We start from the raw sequence: 23,689 nt of genomic DNA, 5'->3' as shown, positions 1-23,689 counted from the left end.
CGCTCACGTACCGTTGACGCATGACAGGCTTCGGAGGCACCGCATCCCCCGGGATGGTCGACTGGAACCTCGCGGTGGCGACCGCGACTCGGCTCGTACGGCCCGGCCCCGACATCTCGCGGGACGAGGCCCGGTCCGTCGTCGCGGAACTGCGGCGGCACGCGAGGGCCTCGGAGGAGCACGTAAGAGGCTTCACCCGGCTGGAGACCGAGCAGAGCCACGACACCCCCGTGCTCGTCGTCGACCGCCCCGGCTGGGTCCGGGCCAATGTCGCCGGCTTCCGGGAGATCCTCAAACCGCTCCTGGACAAGATGCAGGAACGCCGCGCGGGCAGCCCGGGCAGCGCCGTCCTCGGCGCCGTCGGCGGCAAGGTCACCGGCGTGGAACTGGGCATGCTGCTCTCGTTCCTCTCCTCCCGCGTCCTCGGCCAGTACGAGACCTTCGCCCCCGCCGGCCGCGATCTGCCGGCCGGCGCGAACGGCGGCGGCCGGCTGCTGCTCGTCGCGCCCAACATCGTCCACGTGGAGCGCGAACTCGACGTCGAACCGCACGACTTCCGCCTGTGGGTGTGCCTGCACGAGGAGACCCACCGCACGCAGTTCACGGCCGTGCCCTGGCTGCGTGACCACCTGGAGGGCGAGATCCAGTCTTTCCTGGCGGAGACGAACGTCGACCCCATGACCTTCCTGGAGCGCATCCGGGAGGCCGCCCAGTCCCTCGCCGGGGGCCGCCCCGAGGCCGAGGAGGACGACGGCGGCCGCTCCTTCGTGGAGCTGGTGCAGACCCCCGCGCAGCGCGAGGTCCTCGGCCGGCTCACCGCCGTGATGTCCCTGCTGGAGGGCCACGCCGACTACGTGATGGACGGGGTCGGCCCGAGCGTCGTACCGTCCGTGGCCGAGATCCGGGAGAAGTTCCAGCAGCGGCGCGCCAAGGGCGCCTCCCGGCTCGACCAGGCCCTGCGCAAACTGCTGGGCCTGGACGCCAAGCTCAAGCAGTACCGGGACGGTGAACGCTTCGTACGAGCCGTCACCGACCAGGTCGGCATCGACGGCTTCAACCGCGTGTGGACCTCGCCCAACACCCTGCCCACCAAGGCGGAGATCGCCAAACCGGCGGACTGGATCGCGCGGGTGCACCGCAAGGCAGAGTCGTGAAACGCACGCCGGGGTCGTGAATCGAATCCGGCCGACGGCAGTCGAACGCCCCTCCAATCACCCGTCCGAGGGACCGTGGCTCATGCGTAGGCGTGCAATGCTCGGGGAACGGCCCGCTTCTGTCACCATCGACACACTCTGAGTGACCGAATCGGGCTCACCCCCCGGATACTTCATGAAGGGAACCGGACAATGGGTCCCCATCCTGCGGTCGCGGCGATACGCCTGGCGGTCCGCCGCGTCCTCCACGACATCCTGAACACCCTCCCGACCTCCGGCGAGCGCCCGGACCGGCTGGCCGAGCGGCTCCCCTCCCCGCTCGGATCCACCCTCGTGTCCGCGCCCGAGCGCCCTCTCGTGCTCGTCGCGTGCTCCGGCGGCGCCGACTCCATGGCCCTCGCCTCCGCCCTCGCCTTCGAAGCCCCCCGGCTCGGCCTGCGCGCCGGCGGCATCACCGTCGACCACGGCCTGCAGCCCGGCTCCGACCTGCGCGCCGACGAGGTCGCCCTGCGGATGCGCGGCCTGGGCCTCGACCCGGTCGAGTCCGTCTCCGTCGACGTCGGCCGCGACGGCGGCCCCGAGGCCGCCGCCCGGGACGCCCGCTACGCCGCCCTGGACGCCGCGCTCGACCGCCACGGCGCCGCCGCGGTCCTGCTCGGCCACACCCGCGACGACCAGGCCGAGACCGTCCTGCTGGGCCTCGCCCGCGGCTCCGGCATCCGCTCCCTGTCCGGAATGGCCGCGGTCTCGGGGGCCGGCGGCCGTTACCGGCGCCCCTTCCTGCACCTCGACCGGCAGACCGCCCGCAAGGCGTGCATGGTCCAGTCCCTGCCCGTCTGGGACGACCCCCACAACACCGACCCCGCCTACACTCGCTCCCGGCTGCGCCACGAGGGCCTGCCCGCCCTGGAGAAGGCCCTCGGCAAGGGCGTCGTCGAGGCGCTCGCCCGCACCGCCCAGCTCTCCCGCGACGACGCCGACGCCCTCGACTCCTGGGCCAGCCAGGCCGAGGCGTCCGTACGGGACGCGGCGGGCCTGCTGGAGTGCGCCAAGCTCTACGCCCTGCCGCCCGCCGTGCGCCGCCGGATCCTGCGCCGCGCCGCCATCGAGGCGGGCGCCCCGGCCGGTTCCCTGTTCGCCCGTCACATCGAGGAAGTCGACCGCCTGATCACCGGGTGGCGCGGCCAGGGAGCCATCAATCTCCCGGGCCGGGTCGTCGCCCAGCGGCAGGGTGGCAGACTGGTGATTCGGCAAGGCTGAATCCCGACCGTCCGGAGCGACCCTCCGGCGGCCGGCACGGGGCAGCCGGAGGCCGTGATTGCGGCCGTAAGTGCGGGACGACCGAAAGTGATGCGGGTGGACGCGAAAGACATGGGTGCCGACCTCGAGAAGGTGCTCATCACCAAGGAAGAGATCGACGCCAAGCTGGCCGAGCTGGCTGCGAAGATCGACGCGGAGTACGCGGGCAAGGATCTGCTCATCGTCGGCGTCCTCAAGGGCGCGGTGATGGTCATGGCCGACCTCGCGCGGGCGCTGTCCACCCCGGTCACCATGGACTGGATGGCCGTGTCCTCCTACGGGGCGGGCACCCAGTCCTCCGGTGTCGTGCGCATCCTCAAGGACCTCGACACCGACATCAAGGGCCGTGACGTCCTGATCGTCGAGGACATCATCGACTCCGGCCTGACGCTGTCCTGGCTGATCAACAACCTCGGTTCGCGCGAGCCCGCCTCCCTCAAGGTGTGCACGCTGCTGCGCAAGCCGGACGCCGCCAAGGTCGCCATCGACGTGGAATGGGTCGGCTTCGACATCCCGAACGAGTTCGTCGTCGGTTACGGCCTGGACTACGCCGAGAAGTACCGCAACCTGCCGTTCGTCGGTACGCTCGCGCCGCACGTCTACGGCGGCTGAGACCCGACCCGGCGCGTGGGCTGAGCCACTCGGCCCAAGCCCGGCGAGGTGATCGGGAACCCCGGCGGGTCCCGTGCCGTTGAAGCATGCAGAGACGGGTTTCCCTGACTCTCGAAACGGCTTCGCGCGGCTTCGGGCGCCAAGGCTGGGGTACCGTCGGAAGAACTGTCTTATCAAACTCACTATGGCAGGAGGGACGGGGCGGCACCGCTCCGTATGGATGGACGTGAAGCGATACTTCCGTGGGCCGGTCATGTGGATCGTGCTGGCCGTCCTTGCCGTGGTCGTGTTGATGCAGGTCGTCGGCTCGTCCGGCGGCTACAAGTCGGTGGACACCGGCCAGGTCGTCGCGGCGATCAATGCCAACAGGGTCCAGTCGGCCAAGCTGACCACCGGCGACGAGCAGACCGTCAAGGTCACGCTCAAGGACGGCCAGAAGGTCGAGGGCAGCTCCAAGATCCAGGCGAGCTACATCGGCGACCAGGGCGCTCAGCTCGCCGACAATCTCCAGACCAGGTACCAGAACAAGCAGATCCCCGACGGCTACACCATCTCGCCGTCGAAGCAGAACCCGTTCGTCGGTGTCCTGCTCTCCCTGCTGCCGTTCGTACTGATCGTCGTCGTCTTCCTGTTCCTGATGAACCAGATGCAGGGCGGCGGCTCCCGGGTCATGAACTTCGGGAAGTCCAAGGCCAAGCTCATCACCAAGGACACCCCGAAGACGACCTTCTCCGACGTCGCCGGCTGTGACGAGGCCGTCGAGGAGCTCCACGAGATCAAGGAGTTCCTCCAGGAGCCGGCCAAGTTTCAGGCCGTCGGCGCCAAGATCCCCAAGGGTGTGCTGCTCTACGGCCGCCCGGGTACCGGCAAGACCCTGCTGGCGCGTGCCGTCGCGGGCGAGGCCGGGGTGCCCTTCTACTCGATCTCCGGTTCGGACTTCGTGGAGATGTTCGTCGGTGTCGGCGCCTCCCGCGTCCGCGACCTGTTCGAGCAGGCCAAGGCGAACGCCCCGGCGATCGTCTTCGTGGACGAGATCGACGCGGTCGGCCGCCACCGCGGCGCCGGCCTCGGCGGTGGTCACGACGAGCGCGAGCAGACCCTCAACCAGCTGCTGGTCGAGATGGACGGCTTCGACGTCAAGGGCGGCGTGATCCTGATCGCGGCGACCAACCGGCCCGACATCCTGGACCCGGCGCTGCTGCGTCCCGGCCGGTTCGACCGCCAGATCGCCGTCGACCCGCCGGACCTCCAGGGCCGTCTGGAGATCCTCAAGGTCCACCAGAAGGGCAAGCCGGTCGCGCCCGACGTCGACTTGGCCGCCGTCGCCCGCCGCACCCCCGGCATGACCGGCGCCGACCTGGCCAACGTGCTGAACGAGGCGGCGCTGCTCACCGCCCGCAGCGACCAGAAGCTGGTCGACAACAAGGCGCTGGACGAGGCGATCGACCGCGTGGTCGCGGGCCCGCAGAAGCGGACCCGGATCATGTCGGACAAGGAGAAGAAGATCACCGCGTACCACGAGGGCGGTCACGCCCTGGTCGCGGCGGCCTCGCCGAACTCCGACCCGGTGCACAAGATCACGATCCTGTCCCGCGGCCGCGCCCTCGGCTACACCATGGTCCTGCCGGACGAGGACAAGTACTCGACCACGCGCAACGAGATGCTCGACCAGCTCGCCTACATGCTGGGCGGCCGGGCGGCCGAGGAACTGGTCTTCCACGACCCGACCACCGGTGCCGCCAACGACATCGAGAAGGCCACCAACCTGGCCCGCGCGATGGTCACCCAGTACGGCATGACCGAGCGGCTCGGCGCCATCAAGTTCGGCGGCGACAACAGCGAGCCCTTCCTCGGCCGTGAGATGGCGCACCAGCGCGACTACTCGGAAGAGGTCGCCGCGCTGGTCGACGAAGAGGTCAAGAAGCTGATCGAGACCGCGCACAACGAGGCGTGGGAGATCCTGGTCGAGAACCGCGACGTGCTCGACCACCTCGTCCTCCAGCTGCTGGAGAAGGAGACGCTGGGCAAGGAGGAGATCGCCGAGGTCTTCGCCTCGATCGTCAAGCGCCCGGCGCGGCCCGCCTGGACCGGCTCCTCGCGCCGTACCCCGTCCACCCGCCCGCCGGTGCTCTCCCCCAAGGAGCTGGCACTGACCAACGGTGCGAACGGCGCGACGGCCGCGATCAGCACGGTCAAGTCCACCGCCACCGAGTCCGCCCCCGTGACGGACCAGACCCCGGAGGAGCGCCCGGAGAGCTGACCGCACGCCGGTCGCTTCCCGGCCACTCAGGCCCGGAATGAACGCCGCGCCCCCCAGGTTCTAGCCTGGGGGGCGCGGCATTTTCCGTATGCACGCACCTGGGACGACAGGAACGAGGCACCAGATGACCGACCCGGTGACGCTGGACAGCGAGCGCCCCGTCGGCGAGTTCGACGAGAAGCGCGCCGAGAACGCCGTACGCGAGCTGCTGTTCGCCATCGGTGAGGACCCCGACCGCGAGGGGCTGCGCGAGACGCCGGCCCGGGTGGCGCGGGCGTACCGGGAGATCTTCGCCGGACTGTGGCAGAAGCCGGAGGACGTGCTCACCACGACGTTCGACCTGGGCCACGACGAGATGGTCCTGGTGAAGGACATCGAGGTGTACTCGACCTGTGAGCACCACCTGGTGCCGTTCCGGGGCGTCGCCCATGTCGGCTACATCCCGTCGGTCTCCGGGAAGATCACCGGCCTGTCCAAGCTGGCCCGCCTGGTGGACGTCTACGCCCGCCGGCCGCAGGTGCAGGAGCGGCTCACCACGCAGATCGCGGACTCCCTGATGGAGATCCTGGAGCCGCGGGGCGTCATCGTGGTCGTCGAGTGCGAGCACATGTGCATGTCGATGCGCGGCATCCGCAAGCCGGGCGCCAAGACCATAACGTCCGCGGTGCGCGGTCAGCTGCGGGACGCGGCGACCCGCAACGAGGCCATGAGCCTGATCATGGCGCGCTGAGCCGAGGCCCCGCGGCGGGGTCCGGGGGACCGGCGGTCACGCCGCCGGTTCCGCGCCCTGGTGGTGGTCCTGGTCGTCGTCCTCGGGGAGCTTGCAGACGCGCTCCAGGAAGATGGCGGCCGCTATGACGGCGAGTCCGGCCAGGACGGAGAAACCGGCGTAGAACGCCTGGTCGCGGCGGGCCGGGAGGTCGAGCAGCTCCAGCAGGAACACGCCCGTGCCGCCGTACATCCCGGCGACGAGGGCGGCGACCAGGGCGCTGGCCTGGGCGAAGACGACCGCGCGGGCCGCCATCAGCGGGTCGACGCCCTTCGCGCCGGGGCGCCGCTCGCGCTGGGCCTTGAAACGGGCCCGCAGCGAGAGCGCCGTGGCCAGCAGGACCACGGCGATCAGGGCGAGCACGACGGGTGCGGCCAGGGGGACGCTGGGCAGGGTCCCGATCGAGTTCCAGAGGCGGGCGCCCGCCCAGGACAGGATGCCCGCCACGACGAACACGCCGGCCAGCACCCTGATGCGCAGCTCTCTCACGGTGTCCCTTCAGTTCCCCCGGACCGGGTCCCGGATGATGCCCGGATGATCGACTGCCGAGTCGTCGTTGACCTTAACGACTACTCGGGCAGTCGGAGTTCCAGGTCCGCGCGCGGCTCGACACCTTCACGGGTGACGGCGGCGAGCAGGTCGGCCACGGTGCCGCGGCCGGGCACCTGGGCACCGGGGTCCACGTCGTGCCAGGGAGCGAGCACGAAGGCGCGCTCGTGGGCGCGCGGGTGGGGCAGGGTCAGCTGCGGGTCGTCGGAGGTGACATCGGCGTAGGCGACGATGTCCACGTCCAGGGTGCGCGGGGCCCAGCGCTCGTCGCGGACGCGGTTGAACGCCTCCTCGATGGCGTGCCCCCGCTCCAGCAGGGAGGACGGCGGCAGGGTGGTCTTCAGGGCCACCACCGCGTTGAAGTACGACGGCTGGCTGCCGGGCTCGACGCCCCAGGGCTCCGTCTCGTAGACCGGCGACACGGCCTTCACCCGGACGCCGGGCGTGTCCTCCAGCGCGTCCACGGCGCCCTGGAGGGTCTCCAGGCGGTTGCCGAGGTTGGAACCGATGGAGATCACGGCCCACTTGGGGTTCTGGAGGGTGGTGTCCGCCGCGTCCACCCGCTCGACGACCGAGGCGGGCACCGGCTGGACGGTCGGGTCACTGTGACCCTGGACGAAAGGTCGGGTCATACTCGGCTCCGGATGATGGTGACGGTCACGTCGTCGAAGGGGACGGTGATCGGGGCGTCCGGCTTGTGGACGCACACCTCGACCTCCTCGACCCCTTCGTGTTTCAGGCAGGTCTGGGCGATCCGCTCGGCGAGGGTCTCGACGAGGTTCACCGGCTCGCCCTCGACCACGGCCACGACCTCCTCGGCCACGACGCCGTAGTGCACGGTCTTCGTCAGGTCGTCGTCGGCCGCGGCCGGCCGGGTGTCCAGGCCCAGGACCAGGTCCACGAGGAAGGTCTGGCCCTCCTCGCGTTCCCTGGGGAACACGCCATGGTGCCCGCGAGCCTTCAGGCCGCGCAGCGCGACACGATCCACGCGAATCACTCCTGCAATCGTCGGGAACGACCGGTCGTACCGCGTGCGTGCGAGACACCGGTCGCACACGAATCTACCTGCGGGCACCGACAGCACCGGGCCCCAGGGGCGCGGGCGCGGCCGGCAGCGGCCGGATTCACCGCCCGTTTTCCCCGGTGAACGCGGTCGCGTCGGGGCTGGTAGCCGCTCATACCCCGGGGTAGGTGATTCCAACCACTTCCGGGAACCGCCCGGCCACCCCCCTTCCCCTACCCGCTCAGCCGAGGGGGCCGTCGTCCGGATTCAGCCCGTTCGCGCCGTCGTCGTCGGCCTCGTCGTCGTCGCTCTCGGCGAGCACGGGGGAGGCGTGGTGCGACCAGAGCTTCCAGCCCTCGGGTGTGCGCCGGAACACGTTGGTGGCGACGACGAGCTGACCGACCAGCGGCCCGAGCTCGTCGCCCTCCGCCGGGGCGGGTCCGCCGCTGAGGATGTTCTCGGTGCAGGTGACCAGCGCGGTGTCACCGGTGACGGAGACATGGACGTCGGTGAGGAAGAACTGGATGTAGTCGGTGTTCGCCATGATCAGGGCGTACGACCTGAGGACCTCGCCGCGCCCGGTGAGCACCGGCCAGCCCGGGTGCACGCAGGAGATCACACCGCTGTCCGCGGGGTCGTGGTACTCGTCGTCCACGCCCAGGTCGGCGGGGGTGAGCCAGAGGGCCGAGACTTCCTCGAAGTCGCCGCGCTCCAGGGCCTCGTAGAAGGCGGTGTTGGCGGCTTCGACCTGTTCGACGTCGGTGTGCGGGGCGCTCACCGGGCTCCGTCCGTCGTACGGTCCGCCTGCCGGGCCGCTTCGACCGCGCGGGCGACCCGCACGGCGTCCGCCGTGGCGCGCACCTCGTGGACGCGTACGGCCCAGGCGCCGGCCTGCGCCGCGAGCGCGGAGACGGCGGCGGTGGCGGCGTCGCGCTCCCGGGCGGGCGGCGGCGCGCCCCCGGGCCCGGCGAGGACCCGGCCGAGGAACCGCTTGCGGGAGGCGGCCACCAGCAGCGGATGGCCGAGGGCGGTCAGCCGGTCGAGGCGGGCGAGGAGGGCGAGGTCGTGCTCGGCCTCCTTGGAGAAGCCGAGGCCGGGGTCGAGCACGATCCGGTCGGGCGCGATGCCGCCGGCCAGTACGGCGTCCACCCGGGCGCGCAGTTCGTCGACGACTTCGCCGACGACGTCGTCGTACACCCCGTGGACGGTGGCGCCCTCCAGGAGGCCGCGCCAGTGCATGACGACGAAGGGGGCGCCGGCGTCGGCGACCACCGGGATCATCTCGGGGTCGGCGAGCCCGCCGCTGACGTCGTTGACGAGGGCCGCGCCGGCTTCCAGGGCCCGGGCCGCGACCGAGGCGCGCATGGTGTCGACGGAGACCACGACACCCTCGGAGGCGAGTCCGCGCACGACGGGGACGACCCGCCGCAGCTCCTCCGCCTCGTCCACCCGGGTGGCGCCCGGACGGGTGGACTCGCCGCCCACGTCCACCAGGTCGGCGCCCTCGGCGACCAGGTCGAGGCCGTGCTTGACGGCCGCGGTGGTGTCGAACCAGCGGCCGCCGTCGGAGAAGGAATCGGGGGTGACGTTCACGACCCCCATGACCGCGCACCGGTCCCATGCCGGAAGGCCCGCCACTCGGCCGCGCCCGCTGTGGTTGTTCATACGTTCAGCGTAGGCCCCGGGCAGCACCGCCACGGCCCGGAAGGCCGGGGCGGCGCCGGGGGGATCACGCCGCTCGGGCGTCCCGTTCGGTCACCGAGTGGGCGCACGCGCGTTCGGCGGCCGAGCGGCGGCGGCGCAGGAAGCGGGGCAGCGGCAGGGCCAGGGTGACGAAGCCCTCGGCCTGCATGGTGGCGAAGCCGATGCGGGGCAGGTCGCTGGTGGCGCGGTAGACGATGAAGCGCGGCTCCCAGCGCGGCTGGAACTTGGCGTTGAACTTGTACAGCGACTCGATCTGGAACCAGCGCGAGAGGAACACCAGCAGCCCGCGCCAGGCGCGCAGCACCGGGCCCGCGCCGATCTTCTCGCCGCGCGCGAGGGCGGAGCGGAACATGGCGAAGTTCAGCGAGACCCGGGCGACACCGAACCTGGAGGCGGCCTGGAGGGCGGCCACGATCAGCAGCTCGTTCATGCCGGGGTCGGCGCTGCGGTCACGGCGCATCAGGTCCAGCGAGACGCCGTCCTTGCCCCAGGGCACGAAGTGCAGGATCGCCTTCAGATCGCCGTACTCACCGGGTTCGTCGTCGGCCTTGTGGGCGGTGGCTATGAGGCAGTCGCCGTCGGACGGGTCGCCGATGCGGCCCAGCGCCATGGAGAAGCCGCGCTCGGTGTCGGTGCCGCGCCAGTCCTCGGCGGCCCGCCGGACGCGCTCGAGTTCCGCGTCGCCGAGGTCAGAGATACGCCGTACCCGGGTTTCGTAGCCGGCCCGCTCGATGCGCTTGACCATCTGCCGGACGTTGCGCATGGCGCGCCCGGCGAGCGAGAAATCCGCGACGTCCACCACCGCCTCGTCGCCCAGTTCCAGGGCGTCCAGGCCGGTCTCGCGGGTCCACACCTCGCCGCCGGTCTCCGAGCAGCCCACGACCGCGGGGGTCCAGGAGTGCGCCTTGGCCTCGTCCATGAAGCGCTCGATGGCGCCCGGCCATGCCTCGACGTCGCCGATGGGGTCGCCGCTGGCGAGCATCACACCGGAGATGACGCGGTAGGTGACCGCCGCCTTGCCGCTGGGCGAGAAGACGACCGCCTTGTCGCGGCGCAGCGCGAAGTGGCCGAGGGAGTCGCGGCGGCCGTGCTTGACCAGCAGCTCCCGCAGTTTCACCTCGTCGTCCGCGGTGAGGCGGGCGGCCGGGTGCTCGGGGCGGAAGGCCAGGTAGATGGTGGTGACGGCGGTGAGCCAGCCGAGGGCGCCGAGCGAGAAGGCGACGGTCCAGGAGGTCGCGCCCTGGTAGTCGACCGGGCCCTCGAAGCCGAACAGGCCGTAGACGACATGGGTGAGCCGGTCGGCCAGGCTCGGGTCGCCCAGCGTGCGGTGCGGGTGGACGCTGACGATGACCAGCCCGAGGATCAGCGAACCGGCGCTCATCAGAACGAAGTTGGCGAGCGCGCGCCAGCGGCTGCGCGGGTCGGGCAGGGCCGCGAACTCCCGGCGGTGCCACACCAGCGGCACCAGCAGCAGGATCGTGATCAGCAGGCCGATCAGCGAGTGCCGGTAGGCCAGTTGGGCCACCGCACCGGCCGGCAGGAGCGCGACCGCGGCGCGCCATGCCCGGCGCTTGCGCCGCCGGAGTCCGTGCGCGAGCAGCAGCAGCAGCACACCGGCGCTCAGCGAGAGTGCCGCCGCGAAGGGCCCGAAGGACCCGGGCAGCACCTCGGCGATGGCGTGCATACGGCTGTGCCGGAAGCGCGGGAAGACCCCGGCGGCGATGTCCAGGAGCCCGACGAGGGCGACCGCCCTGCCGACCAGGCCGGGTACGGCCTCGGGGCGCGGGCCGCGCAGTATGCGCCGCGCCCGGCTTGATCGGCCCGGAACCCCGCCCGACATTTCCCCATCTATCCTGACAGACATCGCATCCCGTAGTTCTGCGAGAGACCTTGAACCCGGGCCCGATCGGGCATCCGGTGACATTGCGCCCTCTAGGACGGTGTCTTGGGGAGAGAGGTTCACTCCCCACCGGAAAGTCGGGCCAAAGGCCGAGGAAAGCTCCGGGCAAACCCACGCCACGAGGCGTGGGGGCGCACGGGCCTAGAGCGCAGGCAGGAACAGTCCATGGGTCTCACGAGCAACAAGGTGCTGCTGCTGGCGATCGTGCTCGCCGTGGCGCTGTTCGCGGGCACGGTGTGGCTGTGGCCGCGCCTGGCCCGGCAGCACTGGCGGACCATCGGCGGACGGGTCGGGCTGCTGCTCGCCACCCAGGTCGCGGTCTTCGCCTCGGTGGGCCTCGCCGCCAACCAGGCATTCGGTTTCTACTCCACCTGGGCGGACCTGTTCGGCCAGGAGGACGGCCAGGGCGTGGTCGTCGACCACATAGCGGACGGCGCCGGCAGCCCGATCCGGGTGGTCTCCGCCTCGCGGGTGCCCGGGGTGAGCAGCGGGCTGCCGCAGGTGGCCGGGCAGGTGCAGAAGATCGACATCCTGGGCCGTTCGACGAGGATCGCCGCGCCGGCGTTCGTGTACCTGCCGCCGGAGTACTTCCAGCCGGGCCAGCGCGACCGCAAGTTCCCGGTCTCGGTCGTCCTGACCGGCTACCCCGGCACCGCGCAGGCGCTGGTCGACAAGCTGAACTACCCGAGCACGGCGCAACGCCTCGTCAAGGGCGGCAAGATGCAGCCGATGATCCTGGTGATGCTGCGCCCGTCCGTGGCGCCGCCGCGGGACACCGAGTGCGTGGACGTGCCCGGGGGCCCGAAGACCGAGACGTTCTTCGCCAAGGACCTGCGCGAGTCGGTGATGAGCCGCTACCGGGTGGACCCCACGCCCGCGAGCTGGGGCATCATCGGCGACTCGACCGGCGGGTACTGCGCGCTGAAGATCGCCATGCACCACCCGAAGTCGTACGGCGCCGCCGTGGGCCTGTCGCCGTACTACAAGGCGCCGATCGACCCGACCACCGGTGACCTGTTCCACGGTGACAAGAACCTGCGCAATCGTGCCAACCTCTTCTGGGTGCTCAAGCACCAGGCGGCCCCCGAAACGTCACTGCTCGTCACCAGCAGCAAAATTGGTGAGCACAACTACAAGGACACGCTTCGGTTCATCAAGAACGTGCAGGAAACGAACGTGACCAGGATTTCTTCGATCATCCTCCCGAGCGGCGGTCACAACTTCAACACCTGGCGCCGGGAGATCCCGGCGGCGTTGCAGTGGCTCGGCGCCCGGCTCGTCTCCCACTGAACGCCTCGGTCCTGACGCCCTGTGAGGCACGCCGTATGGCCGTGTTTTTGCGGGGCGGGGGCCCATCGGTCGCCTACGCGCGGTAAGTTTCTGGCCATGCCACGTGGACGCCACCGCCATTCCCCGCCTCTGCACCGGCTGTTGCCTCCCTCCGCGATCGCCGGCGTCTCCGTCGTGTGCGCGCTGGGCCCCTGGGTGTTCTCCGAGGCCGCGGTCGTGCGCGCGCTGGCCGGGGCCGCCGCGGCGACCGCCCTCGCCGGTGCGTTCGTGATGCGCCGCTGGGACATCCACGCGGGCAAACAGGTCGCCGACCTCACCCGCGCCCGCGCCGGTGACGAATGGCGCTTCGAGGAACGGGTCGCCGAGCTGGAGGCCGACCTGGAGGAGTCGCGCGAACTGCGCGGCAAGCTGGAGCAGCGGCTGCGCGCCAAGCGCGCCGAACTGGCGGGCCTGCGCAATGAGCACGCCGCCCTGCTGCGCCGCTACGCCACCGCGGAGACCGAGCGTGCCAGCGCCCTGGAGGGGCGCCGCCTGCTGGAGATCGAGTCGGGCGCGCCCGCGCTGGAGCCGGCCGGGCGTACGGCGCCCTCGCTGCCGTCCCGCGCGGCCTCCCCGGCGCTGCCGCCCGCGCGGAGCGCCGAGCAGGCCACCGCCGGGGACAAGGAGACGGAGAAGGCGTACGACGTCTTCTCCGCCGAGGGCGCCAAGCTGTACGGGCAGGCGCTGCGGGCGCTCGCCGCGTTCGACCGGGATGCCGCGGGGAGCACCGGCGCCGCCACCGTCACCGCCACCACCTCCGGGTCCGAGCCCGTGTCCGAGTCCGGGACGGCGGGCGAGGACGAGGCCGGTGCCAAAGGGGACGGCGCCGAGGGAGACATAGCCGGGCGGGACGAGGCGAGGACCGAGGCGGCGCCGCAGGACGGGGCCGCGCCGGCGACCGAAGGTGCCTCGGGTGCCGAGGGCTTCGACAACGCCGAGGGCGCCGGGGACGTGCCGGTCGGTGGGACGGCGGCGCGGGACCGGTCGCCGGCGGCCGACGGGCATACGACGGCCACCGAGTCCGCCGCGGCCGACGAGTCCGCCACGCCGGAGCCCACCGGATCATCCCCGGAGACCGGCGAGACCCCGGAGACCGGCGAGACCCCGGAGACCGGCGAGACCCCGGAGACCTCTGAGAACTCTGAGACCACCGAGACCACCGAGGCCCCCGTGGGCCGGGCCTCCGCCGGGCACTTCACCGTGCCGACCGCCGTGGCCGTCGTACCGGCCACGCCCGCGCGGCGCCCGCTGACCGGGGGTGGTTTCGACTTCTTCGGCACGCAGAAGGCGACGCCGAAGGCCGCGCTGGACGCCGTGCAGAACGAGGACCTGGCCGATGTCGTCGGCCAGGAGGCGCTGGCCGTGCACAAGGCCGAGGCGGAGGCGGAGTTCAAGCCCGCCGACGACAGCGCGCGTGGTGTCGGCCAGGTCATCGACCTGACGGCGCACGACGAGACCGAGGTGATCGACGTCCAGGGGCTGCGCAGCGCGGCCTCCTGACGACGGCACGTCCCGCGTAGGCCCGGCCCCCGCCCAGGGGAGCCGGGCCTTCGCGCGTCCCGGCATGGGGGAAACTGGGGGGCATGAGTCCTACGACGCAGACCACGGTCGGGATCGGCGGTGCCGCGGAGAGCACCGACATGGTGCTCAACATCGGTCCCCAGCACCCGTCCACGCACGGCGTGCTGCGGCTCAGGCTGGTGCTGGACGGTGAGCGCATCGTGCGGGCCGAGCCGGTGATCGGCTATATGCACCGCGGTGCCGAGAAACTCTTCGAGGCGCGGGACTACCGGCAGATCATCATGCTGGCCAACCGCCACGACTGGCTGTCGGCGTTCTCGAACGAGCTGGGCGTGGTCCTCGCCGTGGAGCGGATGCTCGGCATGGAGGTCCCGGAGCGCGCGGTGTGGACGCGCACCCTGCTCGCGGAGCTGAACCGGGTGCTCAACCACCTGATGTTCCTCGGCTCCTACCCGCTGGAACTGGGCGGGATCACCCCGGTGTTCTACGCGTTCCGCGAGCGCGAGGTGCTCCAGAACGTCATGGAGGAGGTCTCCGGCGGGCGCATGCACTACATGTTCAACCGCGTCGGCGGCCTCAAGGAGGACCTGCCGGCCGGGTGGACGGCCCGCGCCTGTGCCGCCGTCGCGGCGGTGCGCTCGCGCATGGACGTCTTCGACGACCTGGTGCTCGGCAACGAGATCTTCCGGGGGCGCACGCGCGGGGTCGGCGCGCTCGCCCCCGAGGCGGTGCACGCCTACGGGGTGAGCGGGCCCATCGCGCGCGGCTCGGGCGTCGACTTCGACCTGCGCCGCGACGAGCCCTACCTGGCGTACGGCGAGCTCCAGGACACGCTGAAGGTCGTCACCCGGAGCGAGGGCGACTGCCTGGCCCGCTTCGAGGTGCTGCTGGCGCAGACGCACAACGCGCTGGAGCTCGCGGACGCCTGCCTGGACCGGATCGCCGAGCTGGCGCCCGGGCCGATCAACCAGCGGCTGCCGAAGGTGCTGAAGGCGCCCGAGGGCCATACGTACGCCTGGACCGAGAACCCGCTCGGCATCAACGGGTACTACCTGGTCAGCAAGGGCGAGAAGACCCCGTACCGGCTCAAGCTGCGCTCGGCGTCGTACAACAACATCCAGGTGCTGACCGAGCTGCTGCCCGGGACGCTGGTGGCGGACATGGTGGCGATCCTGGGCTCGATGTTCTTCGTGGTCGGCGACATCGACAAGTAGTCGACAAGTAGTCGACAAGTAGTCGACAAGTAGTCGACAAGCAGCGGACGGGCGGCAGCGGCCCATTCAGGCCAGCGGGTCCGCGATCTCCACCGCCCGGAGCAGCCAGCCGAAGTCGCCGAGGCCGCCCCGGGCGGTGAGTTCGGCGGCCTCCCCGGCGCTCGCCAGGGCGCGCACATAGGCGGCGGGATCGCTGGAGGCGAGCGCGAGCGGGGGGCGCCCGCCGGTGAGGCCGAGGGCGTGCAGGGCGGCGCGCTGGGTCAGCAGGCGCGCGGGGGCCGGATGTTCGTCCGCCGCCGCGCACGCGTCCAGGGCGACATGGGCCGTGAGGTCGCAGCTCCCGTCCGGTACGGGCGTCGTCTCGCGGCCCGCGCGGAAGCCGGTGAGTGTGCCGAACGGGGGGCGCGCCCCGGCGGTGTGGGCGTAGTCCACGGCCACCGCGAGCCCGCGCGCCACCCGGCCCGTGACCGCCGCCCACGCCCGGTCCCGGGGCAGCCCGATCTCCGCCCTGGTGCCCTCCTCGGCGCCCAGCGGCCACCAGCGCGCCAGCCAGTCCGCGTCCGCGCCGGTCACCGGGGCGCCGAGGCGCTCGGTGCCGTCGTCGCCGACGAGCACGTACCGGGGCACCCCGGCGGGGTCCGTCTCGGCCACGTCCACGGGCACGTTGTCCAGCCACTCGTTGGCGAACAGCAGCCCGGTGATCTCCGCCGGGGGCCCGGCACACCAGCGGACGCGTTCGTCCAGGCCCGCGGGGCGGCCCGCGATCTCCACGGCGTACGGCCGCACGCGCGCCGCCACCTCGCGCGGCAGGGCGGCGAGCACCCCGGCGACCAGTTCGCCCCGCCCGGCCGCCATGTCCACGAAGTCCAGCGCCGCGGGCCGTCCCAGCGCCGTGTCGACCCGCTGGAGCAGTTCCGCCACGGCCCCCGCGAACAGCCGCGAGGCGTGCACGGACGTACGGAAGTGCCCGGCGGGGCCCTCCGGGCGCCGGTAGAAGCCGGCGGGGCCGTACAGGGCCTCCTCGGCCGCCGCCCGCCAGCCGCGCGGGCTCCCGGGCGCCTCCCGCCGCTGCCCCGGTGTCTCCTGCGTCACCGCACCAGAGTAGGCCAGAAGATGATCATCACCTCCACCTTGGGGAGTACGCGCGCCGGGCCCGGATCGGCCCTCCGGTTGACCCGGTCGGGCATTCCGTTTCCCTACGCTGGGTTACGTGCAGCGCCTCTACGACTTCCTCCGCCGCCACCCGACCGGGGTCGACTCCTTCTGGGCCGTCGTCCTGTTCGGGCTGTCGACGCTGAGCGAGGTCAATCTCCAGGGGGCGCCCGACCACCGGGGATCGCTCGCCGCGCCCGTCGTGGTCTCCGCCGTCCTGTGCGTCGTCGTCGCGCTGCGCCGCCGGCTCCCGGAGCAGATGCTGCTGCTCGCGCTCGCCACCGGCCTCGCCCAGCTGGTGCTGGACGTGGAGACGACCGTCGCCGACTTCGCCCTGCTGGTGATCACCTACACGGTCGCCACCATGGGCGCGGGCTGGGCCTCCCGGCTCGCCCTGGTCGCCAGTTTCTGCGCCGCGTCCATGGCGCAGCTGCGCTGGCCGGCGCAGCACTCAAGCTTCCTCGGACAGGTCGCCATCGTGGTCTTCCAGACCGTGCCGTTCTCGCTCGCCTGGGTGCTCGGCGACTCGATGCGCACCCGGCGCGCCTACTTCGCCCAGCTGGAGGAGCGCGCGGCCCGCCTGGAGAAGGAGCGCGAGGCGCAGTCGAAGGTCGCGGTCGCCGCCGAGCGCGCCCGGATCGCCCGCGAACTGCACGACGTCGTCGCGCACAACGTGTCCGTGATGGTGGTCCAGGCCGACGGCGCCGCCTACGTCCTGGACGCCGCCCCCGACCAGGCCAGGAAGGCCCTGGAGACGATCTCCTCGACCGGCCGGCAGGCCCTCGCCGAGATGCGCCGCCTGCTGGGCGTGCTGCGCACCGGGGAGCACCAGGAGAGCGGGGAGTACGTCCCGCAGCCCGATGTCGAGCAGATCGACGAGCTGATCGAGCAGTGCCGCCGCTCCGGCCTCCCCGTCGACTTCGCGGTGGAGGGCACCCCGCGCCCGCTGCCCAGCGGGGTGGAGCTGACCGCGTACCGGATCGTGCAGGAGGCGCTCACCAACACCCGCAAGCACGGCGGCCCGAAGGCGGGCGCGAGCGTCCGTCTGGTCTACTTCGACGACGGTCTCGGCCTCCTCGTGGAGGACGACGGCAAGGGCGCCCCGCAGGAGCTGTACGAGGAGGGCGGCGCCGACGGCCGGGGGCACGGCCTGATCGGGATGCGCGAGCGCGTCGGCATGGTCGGCGGCACCCTGGACGCCGGGCCGCGTCCCGGCGGAGGGTTCCGTATCAGCGCCCTTCTGCCGCTCAAACCGGCGCACTGAGTCACCGAAGACGGATGGAAGAAGGACCCCGATGACGATCCGCGTGATGCTCGTCGACGACCAGGTGCTGCTGCGCACCGGGTTCGGGATGGTGCTCGCCGCCCAGCCGGACATGGAGGTCGTCGCCGAGGCGGGGGACGGCGTCGAGGCCCTGGAGGCGCTGCGCTCCACCGCGGTCGACGTCGTCCTGATGGACGTCCGTATGCCCAAGCTCGACGGCGTGGAGGCCACCCGGCGCATCTGCGAGCAGGCGGACCCGCCCAAGGTGCTGATCCTGACCACGTTCGACCTGGACGAGTACGCCTTCTCCGGGCTGAAGGCGGGCGCGTCCGGCTTCATGCTCAAGGACGTGCCGCCCGGTGAGCTGCTCGCGGCCATCCGCGCCGTGCACAGCGGCGACGCGGTGGTGGCGCCCTCCACCACGCGCCGCCTGCTGGACCGGTTCGCGCCGATGCTGCCCTCCGGCAACCGGGACCCCAAGCACAAGGAGCTGGAGCGGCTCACCGAGCGGGAGCGCGAGGTGATGGTGCTGGTCGCGCAGGGCCTGTCCAACGGGGAGATCGCGGCCCGGCTGGTGCTGTCCGAGGCGACCGTGAAGACCCATGTGGGCCGCATCCTCACCAAGCTGGGCCTGCGGGACCGGGTGCAGGTGGTGGTGCTGGCCTACGAGACCGGCCTGGTGCGGGCCGGCGGCGGCCGCTGAGCCGCGGCCGCCCGGCCCCGACCCGCCCTCGGCCCCGACCCGTCCCCGGCCCCGACCCGTCCCCGGCCCGTCCCCGGCCCCGACCCGTCCCCGGCACCCTCAGCCCCGTCCCGGCAGCCGCCGTACGAAGTCCCGTACGGCGGCCCGCACTTCCTCCGCCGTCCACTCCAGGCCGGGCGCCCGCACGGACACCTCCGTGCGGGCCATGCCGGGGCCCGCGTCGCCCGACCAGTGGCCGGGGAAGAGGGCCACCGAGGTCTCCTCGGCCTGCCGCAGCGCCGCTTCGGCCACCACCTCGGGCTCGTACGGCAGCCAGAGCTGGAACTCGTGGGTGTGCGGCACCTCCGGATGCACCCGCGCCCAGGGCAGACCCGCCTCGGCGAACCCCTCGCGCAGCGCGGCGGCGACCACGCGCGCGTGCCGGACGTACTCGGGCAGCCGGGGCAGTTCGCGCTCCAGGCCGATCAGCGCGGACAGCGCGGTCGGGAACTGCTGGAAGATCTGCCCGCCGTAGCGGTGCCGCCAGGTCCGCGCCTCCTCGACGAGCGTGCGCGGCCCGGCGAGCGCGGCGCCGCCGAGGCCGTCGAGGGACTTGTAGAACGACACGTAGACGCTGTCGGCCAGGCCCGCGATCTCCGCCAGCGGGCGCCCGAAGTGCTCGGCGCACTCCCACAGACGCGCGCCGTCGAAGTGCACCACCGCGTCCCGCTCCCGTGCCGCCTCGACCAGTGCGGTCAGCTCCTGCCATGTGGGCAGCACGAACCCGGCGTCCCGGAGCGGCAGTTCGAGCATCAGCGCGCCGACGGGCTCCGCCAGGTCGCGTATCTCCGCGGCCGTCGGCTGGTCGATGCCGCTGCCGACATGCACCGGGCGCAGCCCGCTGACCTGGCTGAGGGCGTCGCGTTCGTGCACCTCGGGGTGGGCGAGGGGGTGCAGGGCCACCGCCGGGTTGCCGGTGCGGGCCGCCCAGCAGCGCAGCGCCACCTGCTGGGCCATCGTGCCCGACGGGAAGAACGCGGCGTCCTCCGTGCCCAGCAGCGCGGCGACCCGCTCCTCCAGGCCGGCGACGATCCGGTTGCCGTAGATGTCGGCGGGCTCGTCCAGGTCGTAGACCCCCGCCCCCGCCTCCGCCAGGTCCGCGAGGCGTGCGCGCAGCGAGTCGCCCGCGGGCGCGTGGCTCAGCCGGCGCGCGCCCTGCCGCCGTACCGCCGCCCACCGCTCCCTGGCCGTAGGCTCCGTCCGCTCCTCGGTGGTGGGTTCCGTGTCCTGCCCAGATGTCTCGGTCATGCCCGGGATCATGCCGCGCCGGGGCCGCTCGGGGCACCGGGAATTCCGCGGCCCGGCCCGGGCGTGTCAAAACCCACAGCCTGTGGACAACCGGTCGGCGCCGGACCGAGATAGCGTTAACATGACGAGAAATCGTCCGGTACATCGTCCGGTACCCGAAGCGGACTGGAACGGGAAGGCCGCCGTAGCGTGAGCACAGTCCACCAGCAAGACCACCGGGACCGCCCCGCGCGGCTCACCGTCGGCGTCGTGGGCGCCGGCCGGGTGGGCCCCGCGCTGGCCGCGTCCCTCCAGCTCGCCGGGCACCGTCCGGTGGCCGTCTCCGGTGTCTCCGACGCCTCCCGCAGGCGCGCCGAGGCCCTGCTCCCGGGCGTGCCCCTGGTGCCGCCCGCCGAGGTCCTCCAGCGCGCCGACCTGGTGCTGCTCACCGTCCCCGACGACGTGCTGCCCGCCCTGGTCACCGGCCTCGCCGAGACCGGTGCCGTACGGCCCGGGCAGCTGCTCGTGCACACCTCGGGACGGTACGGCGCCAAGGTCCTCGACCCCGCCCTGCGGGCCGGCGCCCTGCCGCTCGCCCTGCACCCCGCGATGACCTTCACCGGCACCCCCGTCGACGTGCAGCGCCTGGCGGGCTGCTCCTTCGGCGTCACCGCGCCCGAGGAACTGCGCCTCGCCGCCCAGGCCCTGGTGATCGAGATGGGCGGCGAGCCGGAGTGGATCAGCGAGGAGAACCGCCCGCTCTACCACGCGGCCCTCGCGCTCGGCGCCAACCACCTGGTCACCCTGGTGGCGCAGGCCATGGAGCTGCTGCGCACGGCCGGCGTCGAGGCCCCCGACCGGATGCTCGGCCCGCTGCTCGGCGCCGCCCTGGACAACGCCCTGCGCTCCGGGGACGCGGCCCTGACCGGGCCGGTCGCGCGCGGGGACGCGGGCACCGTCGCCGCGCACCTCGTCGAGCTGCGCAGGCACGCCCCGGCGGCCGTCGCGGGGTACGTCGCGATGGCCCGCGCCACCGCCGACCGCGCCCTCGCGCACGGCCTGCTCAAGCCCGAACTCGCCGAGGACCTGCTCGACGCGCTGGCCGACGGCACGGCCGCGGGCGCACCGGGCACGGACAGCGCCGCACGAGGCACGGACAGCACGGACAGCACGGACAGCACGGACAGCACGGACACCACGGACAGCACCGAGAGCGACGACCACGACGGCACCGACGGCCCGACCGGCACCGAGGGGAACGACCGATGACCACCGCCCTGCTCCACACCGCCCAGGAGCTGCACGCCCGCACCCGCGAGGGCCGCCGTGCCGTCGTGATGACCATGGGCGCCCTGCACGAGGGTCACGCCACCCTCATCCGCGGTGCGCGCGAGATCGCGGGCCCGGACGGCGAGGTCGTCGTCACCGTCTTCGTCAACCCGCTCCAGTTCGGTGCGGGCGAGGACCTGGACCGCTACCCGCGCACCCTGGAAGCCGATCTGAAGATCGCCGAACAGGCCGGTGCCGACGCCGTGTTCGCGCCCTCCGTGGACGAGGTCTACCCCGGCGGCGACCCCCAGGTCCGTGTCACCGCGGGCCCGATGGGCGAGCGCCTGGAGGGCTCCTCCCGCCCGGGCCACTTCGACGGCATGCTGACCGTCGTCGCCAAGCTGCTCCACCTCACCCGCCCCGACGTCGCCCTCTACGGCCAGAAGGACGCCCAGCAGCTCGCCCTGATCCGGCGCATGGTGCGGGACCTGAACTTCGGCATCGAGATCGTCGGCGTGCCGACCGTGCGCGAGGAGGACGGCCTCGCGCTGTCCAGCCGCAACCGCTTCCTGTCGGCCGACGAGCGCCGTACCGCCCTCGCGCTCTCCCGCGCGCTGTTCGCGGGCTGCGACCGGCACGCCGCGCAGGAGGCGCTGCGCGCGCGGGCCCTCGAAGTGCCCGCCACCCAGGCGCGCGCCGAGGCGCTGAGCGCGATAGGGGAGTCCCGCGCGGCCGCCGACGCGCACGCGGTGGCCATCGCCGCCCCGGGCGGTCCGGCCGCCGTCCGCGCCGCCGCCCGCCAGGCCCTGGACGAGGCGTCCCGCTACGACCCGCCGCTCGAACTGGACTACCTCGCCCTGGTCGACCCGTCCGACTTCACCGAGATCGGCGACGACTTCACCGGCGAGGCCGTGCTCGCCGTCGCGGCCCGGGTCGGCGCCACCCGGCTGATCGACAACCTCCCCCTCACCTTCGGCACCCTCGGAGCCGCCTCGTGACCAGCACCGGTATACGACTGCACGCGCCCGCCCCCGGCTGGGCCATCGCCGCGGACGTCGTCGTCGTCGGCTCCGGCGTGGCCGGGCTGACCGCCGCCCTGCGCTGCGAGGCCGCCGGGCTGACCACGGTCGTCGTCACCAAGGCCCGCCTGGACGACGGCTCCACCCGCTGGGCCCAGGGCGGCATCGCGGCCGCCCTCGGCGAGGGCGACACTCCCGAACAGCACCTGGACGACACGCTGGTGGCGGGCGTCGGCCTGTGCGACGAGTCGGCCGTACGCCTGCTGGTCACCGAGGGCCCGGGCGCGGTACGACGGCTCATCGAGACCGGCGCGCACTTCGACGAGTCCTCCGAGGGCGGCCTCGCGCTCACCCGCGAGGGCGGCCACCACCGGCGCCGGATCGCGCACGCGGGCGGCGACGCCACCGGCGCCGAGATCTCCCGCGCGCTGGTCGAGGCGGTCCGCGCGCGCGGCCTGCGCACCATCGAGAACGCGCTGGTCCTGGACCTGCTCACGGACGCCGAGGGCCGCACGGCCGGCGTCACCCTGCATGTCATGGGCGAGGGCCAGCACGACGGCGTGGGCGCCGTGCACGCCCCCGCGGTGGTCCTCGCCACCGGCGGCATGGGCCAGGTGTTCGCCGCGACCACCAACCCGTCCGTGTCCACCGGCGACGGTGTGGCCCTCGCGCTGCGCGCGGGCGCCGAGGTCAGCGACCTGGAGTTCGTGCAGTTCCACCCGACCGTGCTGTTCCTCGGCACCGACGCGGAGGGCCAGCAGCCGCTGGTCTCCGAGGCGGTGCGCGGCGAGGGCGCCTACCTGGTCGACGCCGACGGCGTGCGCTTCATGGCCGGTCAGCACGAACTGGCCGAGCTGGCGCCCCGGGACATCGTCGCCAAGGCCATCACGCGGCGGATGCTGGAGCAGGACGCCGAGCACATGTTCCTCGACGCCCGCCACTTCGGCGCCGACATGTGGGAGCACCGCTTCCCGACCATCCTGGCCGCCTGCCGGGCCAACGGCATCGACCCGGTCACCGAGCCCATCCCGGTCGCCCCGGCCGCCCACTACGCCTCCGGGGGTGTGCGCACCGACGACCACGGCCGCACCACCGTGCCGGGCCTGTACGCGAGCGGCGAGTGCGCCTGCACCGGCGTGCACGGCGCCAACCGCCTCGCCTCCAACTCCCTCCTGGAGGGCCTGGTCTACGCCGAGCGGATCGCCGCGGACATCGCCGCCGAGCGCGCCGCGGACGGGCTGCACGCGCGGGTGCCCGAGCCGGTCCCGTACCCCGACAGGCCGGCGCACCCGCTGCTCGCCCCCGAGTCCCGGTTCGCCATCCAGCGGATCATGACCGAGGGCGCGGGCGTGCTGCGCGGCGCGGAGTCCCTCGCCGGGGCCGCCGAGCAGCTCCAGAAGCTGCACACGGACGCCCGGGACGCCCTGGACGTGCACGGCAAGACCGCCGAGCCCGGCGTGGACACCTGGGAGGCCACCAACCTCCTGTGCGTGGCCCGCGTCCTGGTCGCCGCCGCCCGGCTGCGCGAGGAGACCCGCGGCTGCCACTGGCGCCTGGACCACGCCGAGCGCGACGACGCCCACTGGCGGCGCCATATCGTCGTCACGCTCGATCCGGACCGTTCGCTGGCGGTGCGCCCCACCGACACCGCAGACTTCCCCCCTACCCGGTCATACCCAGCGCCACAGGAGCAGTGACAGAC

The 23,689-nt window shown here is 72.8% G+C and carries 21 protein-coding genes; 13 read left to right on the top strand and 8 right to left on the bottom strand.

What is annotated here, in order from left to right; genetic code table 11:
* Positions 1–20: 20 nt before the first annotated feature.
* The 5 genes from GHR20_RS16455 (at position 21) to folE (ending at position 6,055) form a co-directional block, all read left to right on the top strand.
* Complete coding sequence (locus GHR20_RS16455) at positions 21–1,154, top strand: zinc-dependent metalloprotease (protein ID WP_153813585.1); 1,134 nt, start codon at positions 21–23, stop codon at positions 1,152–1,154.
* Between the two features lie 192 nt (positions 1,155–1,346).
* Positions 1,347–2,414 carry a tRNA lysidine(34) synthetase TilS gene (tilS, locus tag GHR20_RS16450; protein WP_111583085.1) on the top strand — a complete coding sequence of 356 codons (1,068 nt, stop codon included), beginning with the start codon at positions 1,347–1,349 and terminating at the stop codon, positions 2,412–2,414.
* A gap of 90 nt (positions 2,415–2,504) precedes the next feature.
* Positions 2,505–3,065, top strand: a complete 561-nt coding sequence (gene hpt, locus GHR20_RS16445; RefSeq protein WP_037660361.1) for a hypoxanthine phosphoribosyltransferase — start codon at positions 2,505–2,507, stop codon at positions 3,063–3,065.
* A gap of 220 nt (positions 3,066–3,285) precedes the next feature.
* Positions 3,286–5,325: an ATP-dependent zinc metalloprotease FtsH gene (gene ftsH / locus GHR20_RS16440; protein WP_161215267.1), complete on the top strand. Its 2,040-nt coding sequence runs from the start codon at positions 3,286–3,288 to the stop codon at positions 5,323–5,325.
* 124 nt (positions 5,326–5,449) lie between these two features.
* A complete protein-coding gene (gene folE / locus GHR20_RS16435; protein WP_111583084.1) occupies positions 5,450–6,055 on the top strand; it encodes a GTP cyclohydrolase I FolE in 606 nt (201 codons plus the stop codon).
* A gap of 36 nt (positions 6,056–6,091) precedes the next feature.
* Here the strand turns inward: folE and GHR20_RS16430 are convergent, their stop codons facing one another.
* The 6 genes from GHR20_RS16430 to GHR20_RS16405 form a co-directional block, all read right to left on the bottom strand.
* Complete coding sequence (locus GHR20_RS16430; protein ID WP_111583083.1) at positions 6,092–6,583, bottom strand: DUF3180 domain-containing protein; 492 nt, start codon at positions 6,581–6,583, stop codon at positions 6,092–6,094.
* Between the two features lie 80 nt (positions 6,584–6,663).
* On the bottom strand, positions 6,664–7,275 hold the full coding sequence (folK, locus tag GHR20_RS16425) for a 2-amino-4-hydroxy-6-hydroxymethyldihydropteridine diphosphokinase (protein WP_111583082.1): 612 nt from the start codon (positions 7,273–7,275) through the stop codon (positions 6,664–6,666).
* A complete protein-coding gene (gene folB, locus GHR20_RS16420) occupies positions 7,272–7,631 on the bottom strand; it encodes a dihydroneopterin aldolase (RefSeq protein WP_111583081.1) in 360 nt (119 codons plus the stop codon). Before folB ends, folK begins: the two co-directional genes overlap by 4 nt.
* 256 nt (positions 7,632–7,887) lie before the next feature.
* Complete coding sequence (locus GHR20_RS16415; protein ID WP_153813584.1) at positions 7,888–8,424, bottom strand: nuclear transport factor 2 family protein; 537 nt, start codon at positions 8,422–8,424, stop codon at positions 7,888–7,890.
* A complete protein-coding gene (gene folP / locus GHR20_RS16410) occupies positions 8,421–9,311 on the bottom strand; it encodes a dihydropteroate synthase (RefSeq protein WP_111583378.1) in 891 nt (296 codons plus the stop codon). Before folP ends, GHR20_RS16415 begins: the two co-directional genes overlap by 4 nt.
* Positions 9,312–9,375: 64 nt before the next feature.
* Positions 9,376–11,190, bottom strand: a complete 1,815-nt coding sequence (locus GHR20_RS16405; RefSeq protein ID WP_111583079.1) for a phosphatidylglycerol lysyltransferase domain-containing protein — start codon at positions 11,188–11,190, stop codon at positions 9,376–9,378.
* A 225-nt stretch (positions 11,191–11,415) separates the two neighbouring features.
* Here GHR20_RS16405 and GHR20_RS16400 point away from each other — a divergent pair, with 225 nt between their 5' ends.
* The 3 genes from GHR20_RS16400 (at position 11,416) to GHR20_RS16390 (ending at position 15,314) form a co-directional block, all read left to right on the top strand.
* A complete protein-coding gene (locus tag GHR20_RS16400) occupies positions 11,416–12,540 on the top strand; it encodes an alpha/beta hydrolase-fold protein (RefSeq protein WP_148027165.1) in 1,125 nt (374 codons plus the stop codon).
* Between the two features lie 96 nt (positions 12,541–12,636).
* A complete protein-coding gene (locus GHR20_RS16395; RefSeq protein ID WP_194858896.1) occupies positions 12,637–14,079 on the top strand; it encodes a hypothetical protein in 1,443 nt (480 codons plus the stop codon).
* A gap of 83 nt (positions 14,080–14,162) precedes the next feature.
* Positions 14,163–15,314: an NADH-quinone oxidoreductase subunit D gene (locus tag GHR20_RS16390; RefSeq protein ID WP_153813583.1), complete on the top strand. Its 1,152-nt coding sequence runs from the start codon at positions 14,163–14,165 to the stop codon at positions 15,312–15,314.
* A gap of 66 nt (positions 15,315–15,380) precedes the next feature.
* On the opposite strand, the gene GHR20_RS16385 is transcribed toward GHR20_RS16390, so the two are convergent.
* On the bottom strand, positions 15,381–16,406 hold the full coding sequence (locus GHR20_RS16385) for an SAM-dependent methyltransferase (protein ID WP_153813582.1): 1,026 nt from the start codon (positions 16,404–16,406) through the stop codon (positions 15,381–15,383).
* Between the two features lie 118 nt (positions 16,407–16,524).
* Between GHR20_RS16385 and GHR20_RS16380 the strand changes: the two genes are divergently transcribed.
* Positions 16,525–17,730, top strand: coding sequence for a sensor histidine kinase (locus tag GHR20_RS16380; RefSeq protein WP_153813581.1), 1,206 nt, complete (start codon positions 16,525–16,527; stop codon positions 17,728–17,730).
* A 31-nt stretch (positions 17,731–17,761) separates the two neighbouring features.
* Positions 17,762–18,433: a response regulator transcription factor gene (locus GHR20_RS16375; RefSeq protein ID WP_111583074.1), complete on the top strand. Its 672-nt coding sequence runs from the start codon at positions 17,762–17,764 to the stop codon at positions 18,431–18,433.
* 99 nt (positions 18,434–18,532) lie between these two features.
* Here GHR20_RS16375 and GHR20_RS16370 read toward each other — a convergent pair whose 3' ends face one another.
* On the bottom strand, positions 18,533–19,720 hold the full coding sequence (locus tag GHR20_RS16370; protein ID WP_237520585.1) for a beta-eliminating lyase-related protein: 1,188 nt from the start codon (positions 19,718–19,720) through the stop codon (positions 18,533–18,535).
* 189 nt (positions 19,721–19,909) lie between these two features.
* Here GHR20_RS16370 and GHR20_RS16365 point away from each other — a divergent pair, with 189 nt between their 5' ends.
* The 3 genes from GHR20_RS16365 to GHR20_RS16355 are packed head-to-tail and all read left to right on the top strand — an operon-like array spanning position 19,910 to position 23,684.
* The gene (locus GHR20_RS16365) at positions 19,910–20,968 is read left to right on the top strand and encodes a DUF2520 domain-containing protein (RefSeq protein ID WP_153813580.1); all 1,059 of its coding nucleotides are present in this window, start codon (positions 19,910–19,912) and stop codon (positions 20,966–20,968) included.
* Positions 20,965–21,966: a pantoate--beta-alanine ligase gene (gene panC / locus GHR20_RS16360; protein WP_111583071.1), complete on the top strand. Its 1,002-nt coding sequence runs from the start codon at positions 20,965–20,967 to the stop codon at positions 21,964–21,966. The genes GHR20_RS16365 and panC overlap by 4 nt, the downstream gene beginning before the upstream one ends.
* Positions 21,963–23,684 carry an L-aspartate oxidase gene (locus GHR20_RS16355; protein WP_153813579.1) on the top strand — a complete coding sequence of 574 codons (1,722 nt, stop codon included), beginning with the start codon at positions 21,963–21,965 and terminating at the stop codon, positions 23,682–23,684. The genes panC and GHR20_RS16355 overlap by 4 nt, the downstream gene beginning before the upstream one ends.
* The last annotated feature ends 5 nt before the right edge of the window (positions 23,685–23,689 follow it).

This window comes from Streptomyces sp. SUK 48, assembly GCF_009650765.1.
Classification (GTDB): domain Bacteria; phylum Actinomycetota; class Actinomycetes; order Streptomycetales; family Streptomycetaceae; genus Streptomyces.
The sequence above is the reverse complement of the archived record's forward strand: the minus strand, read 5'-3'. Positions and strand labels throughout refer to the sequence as shown.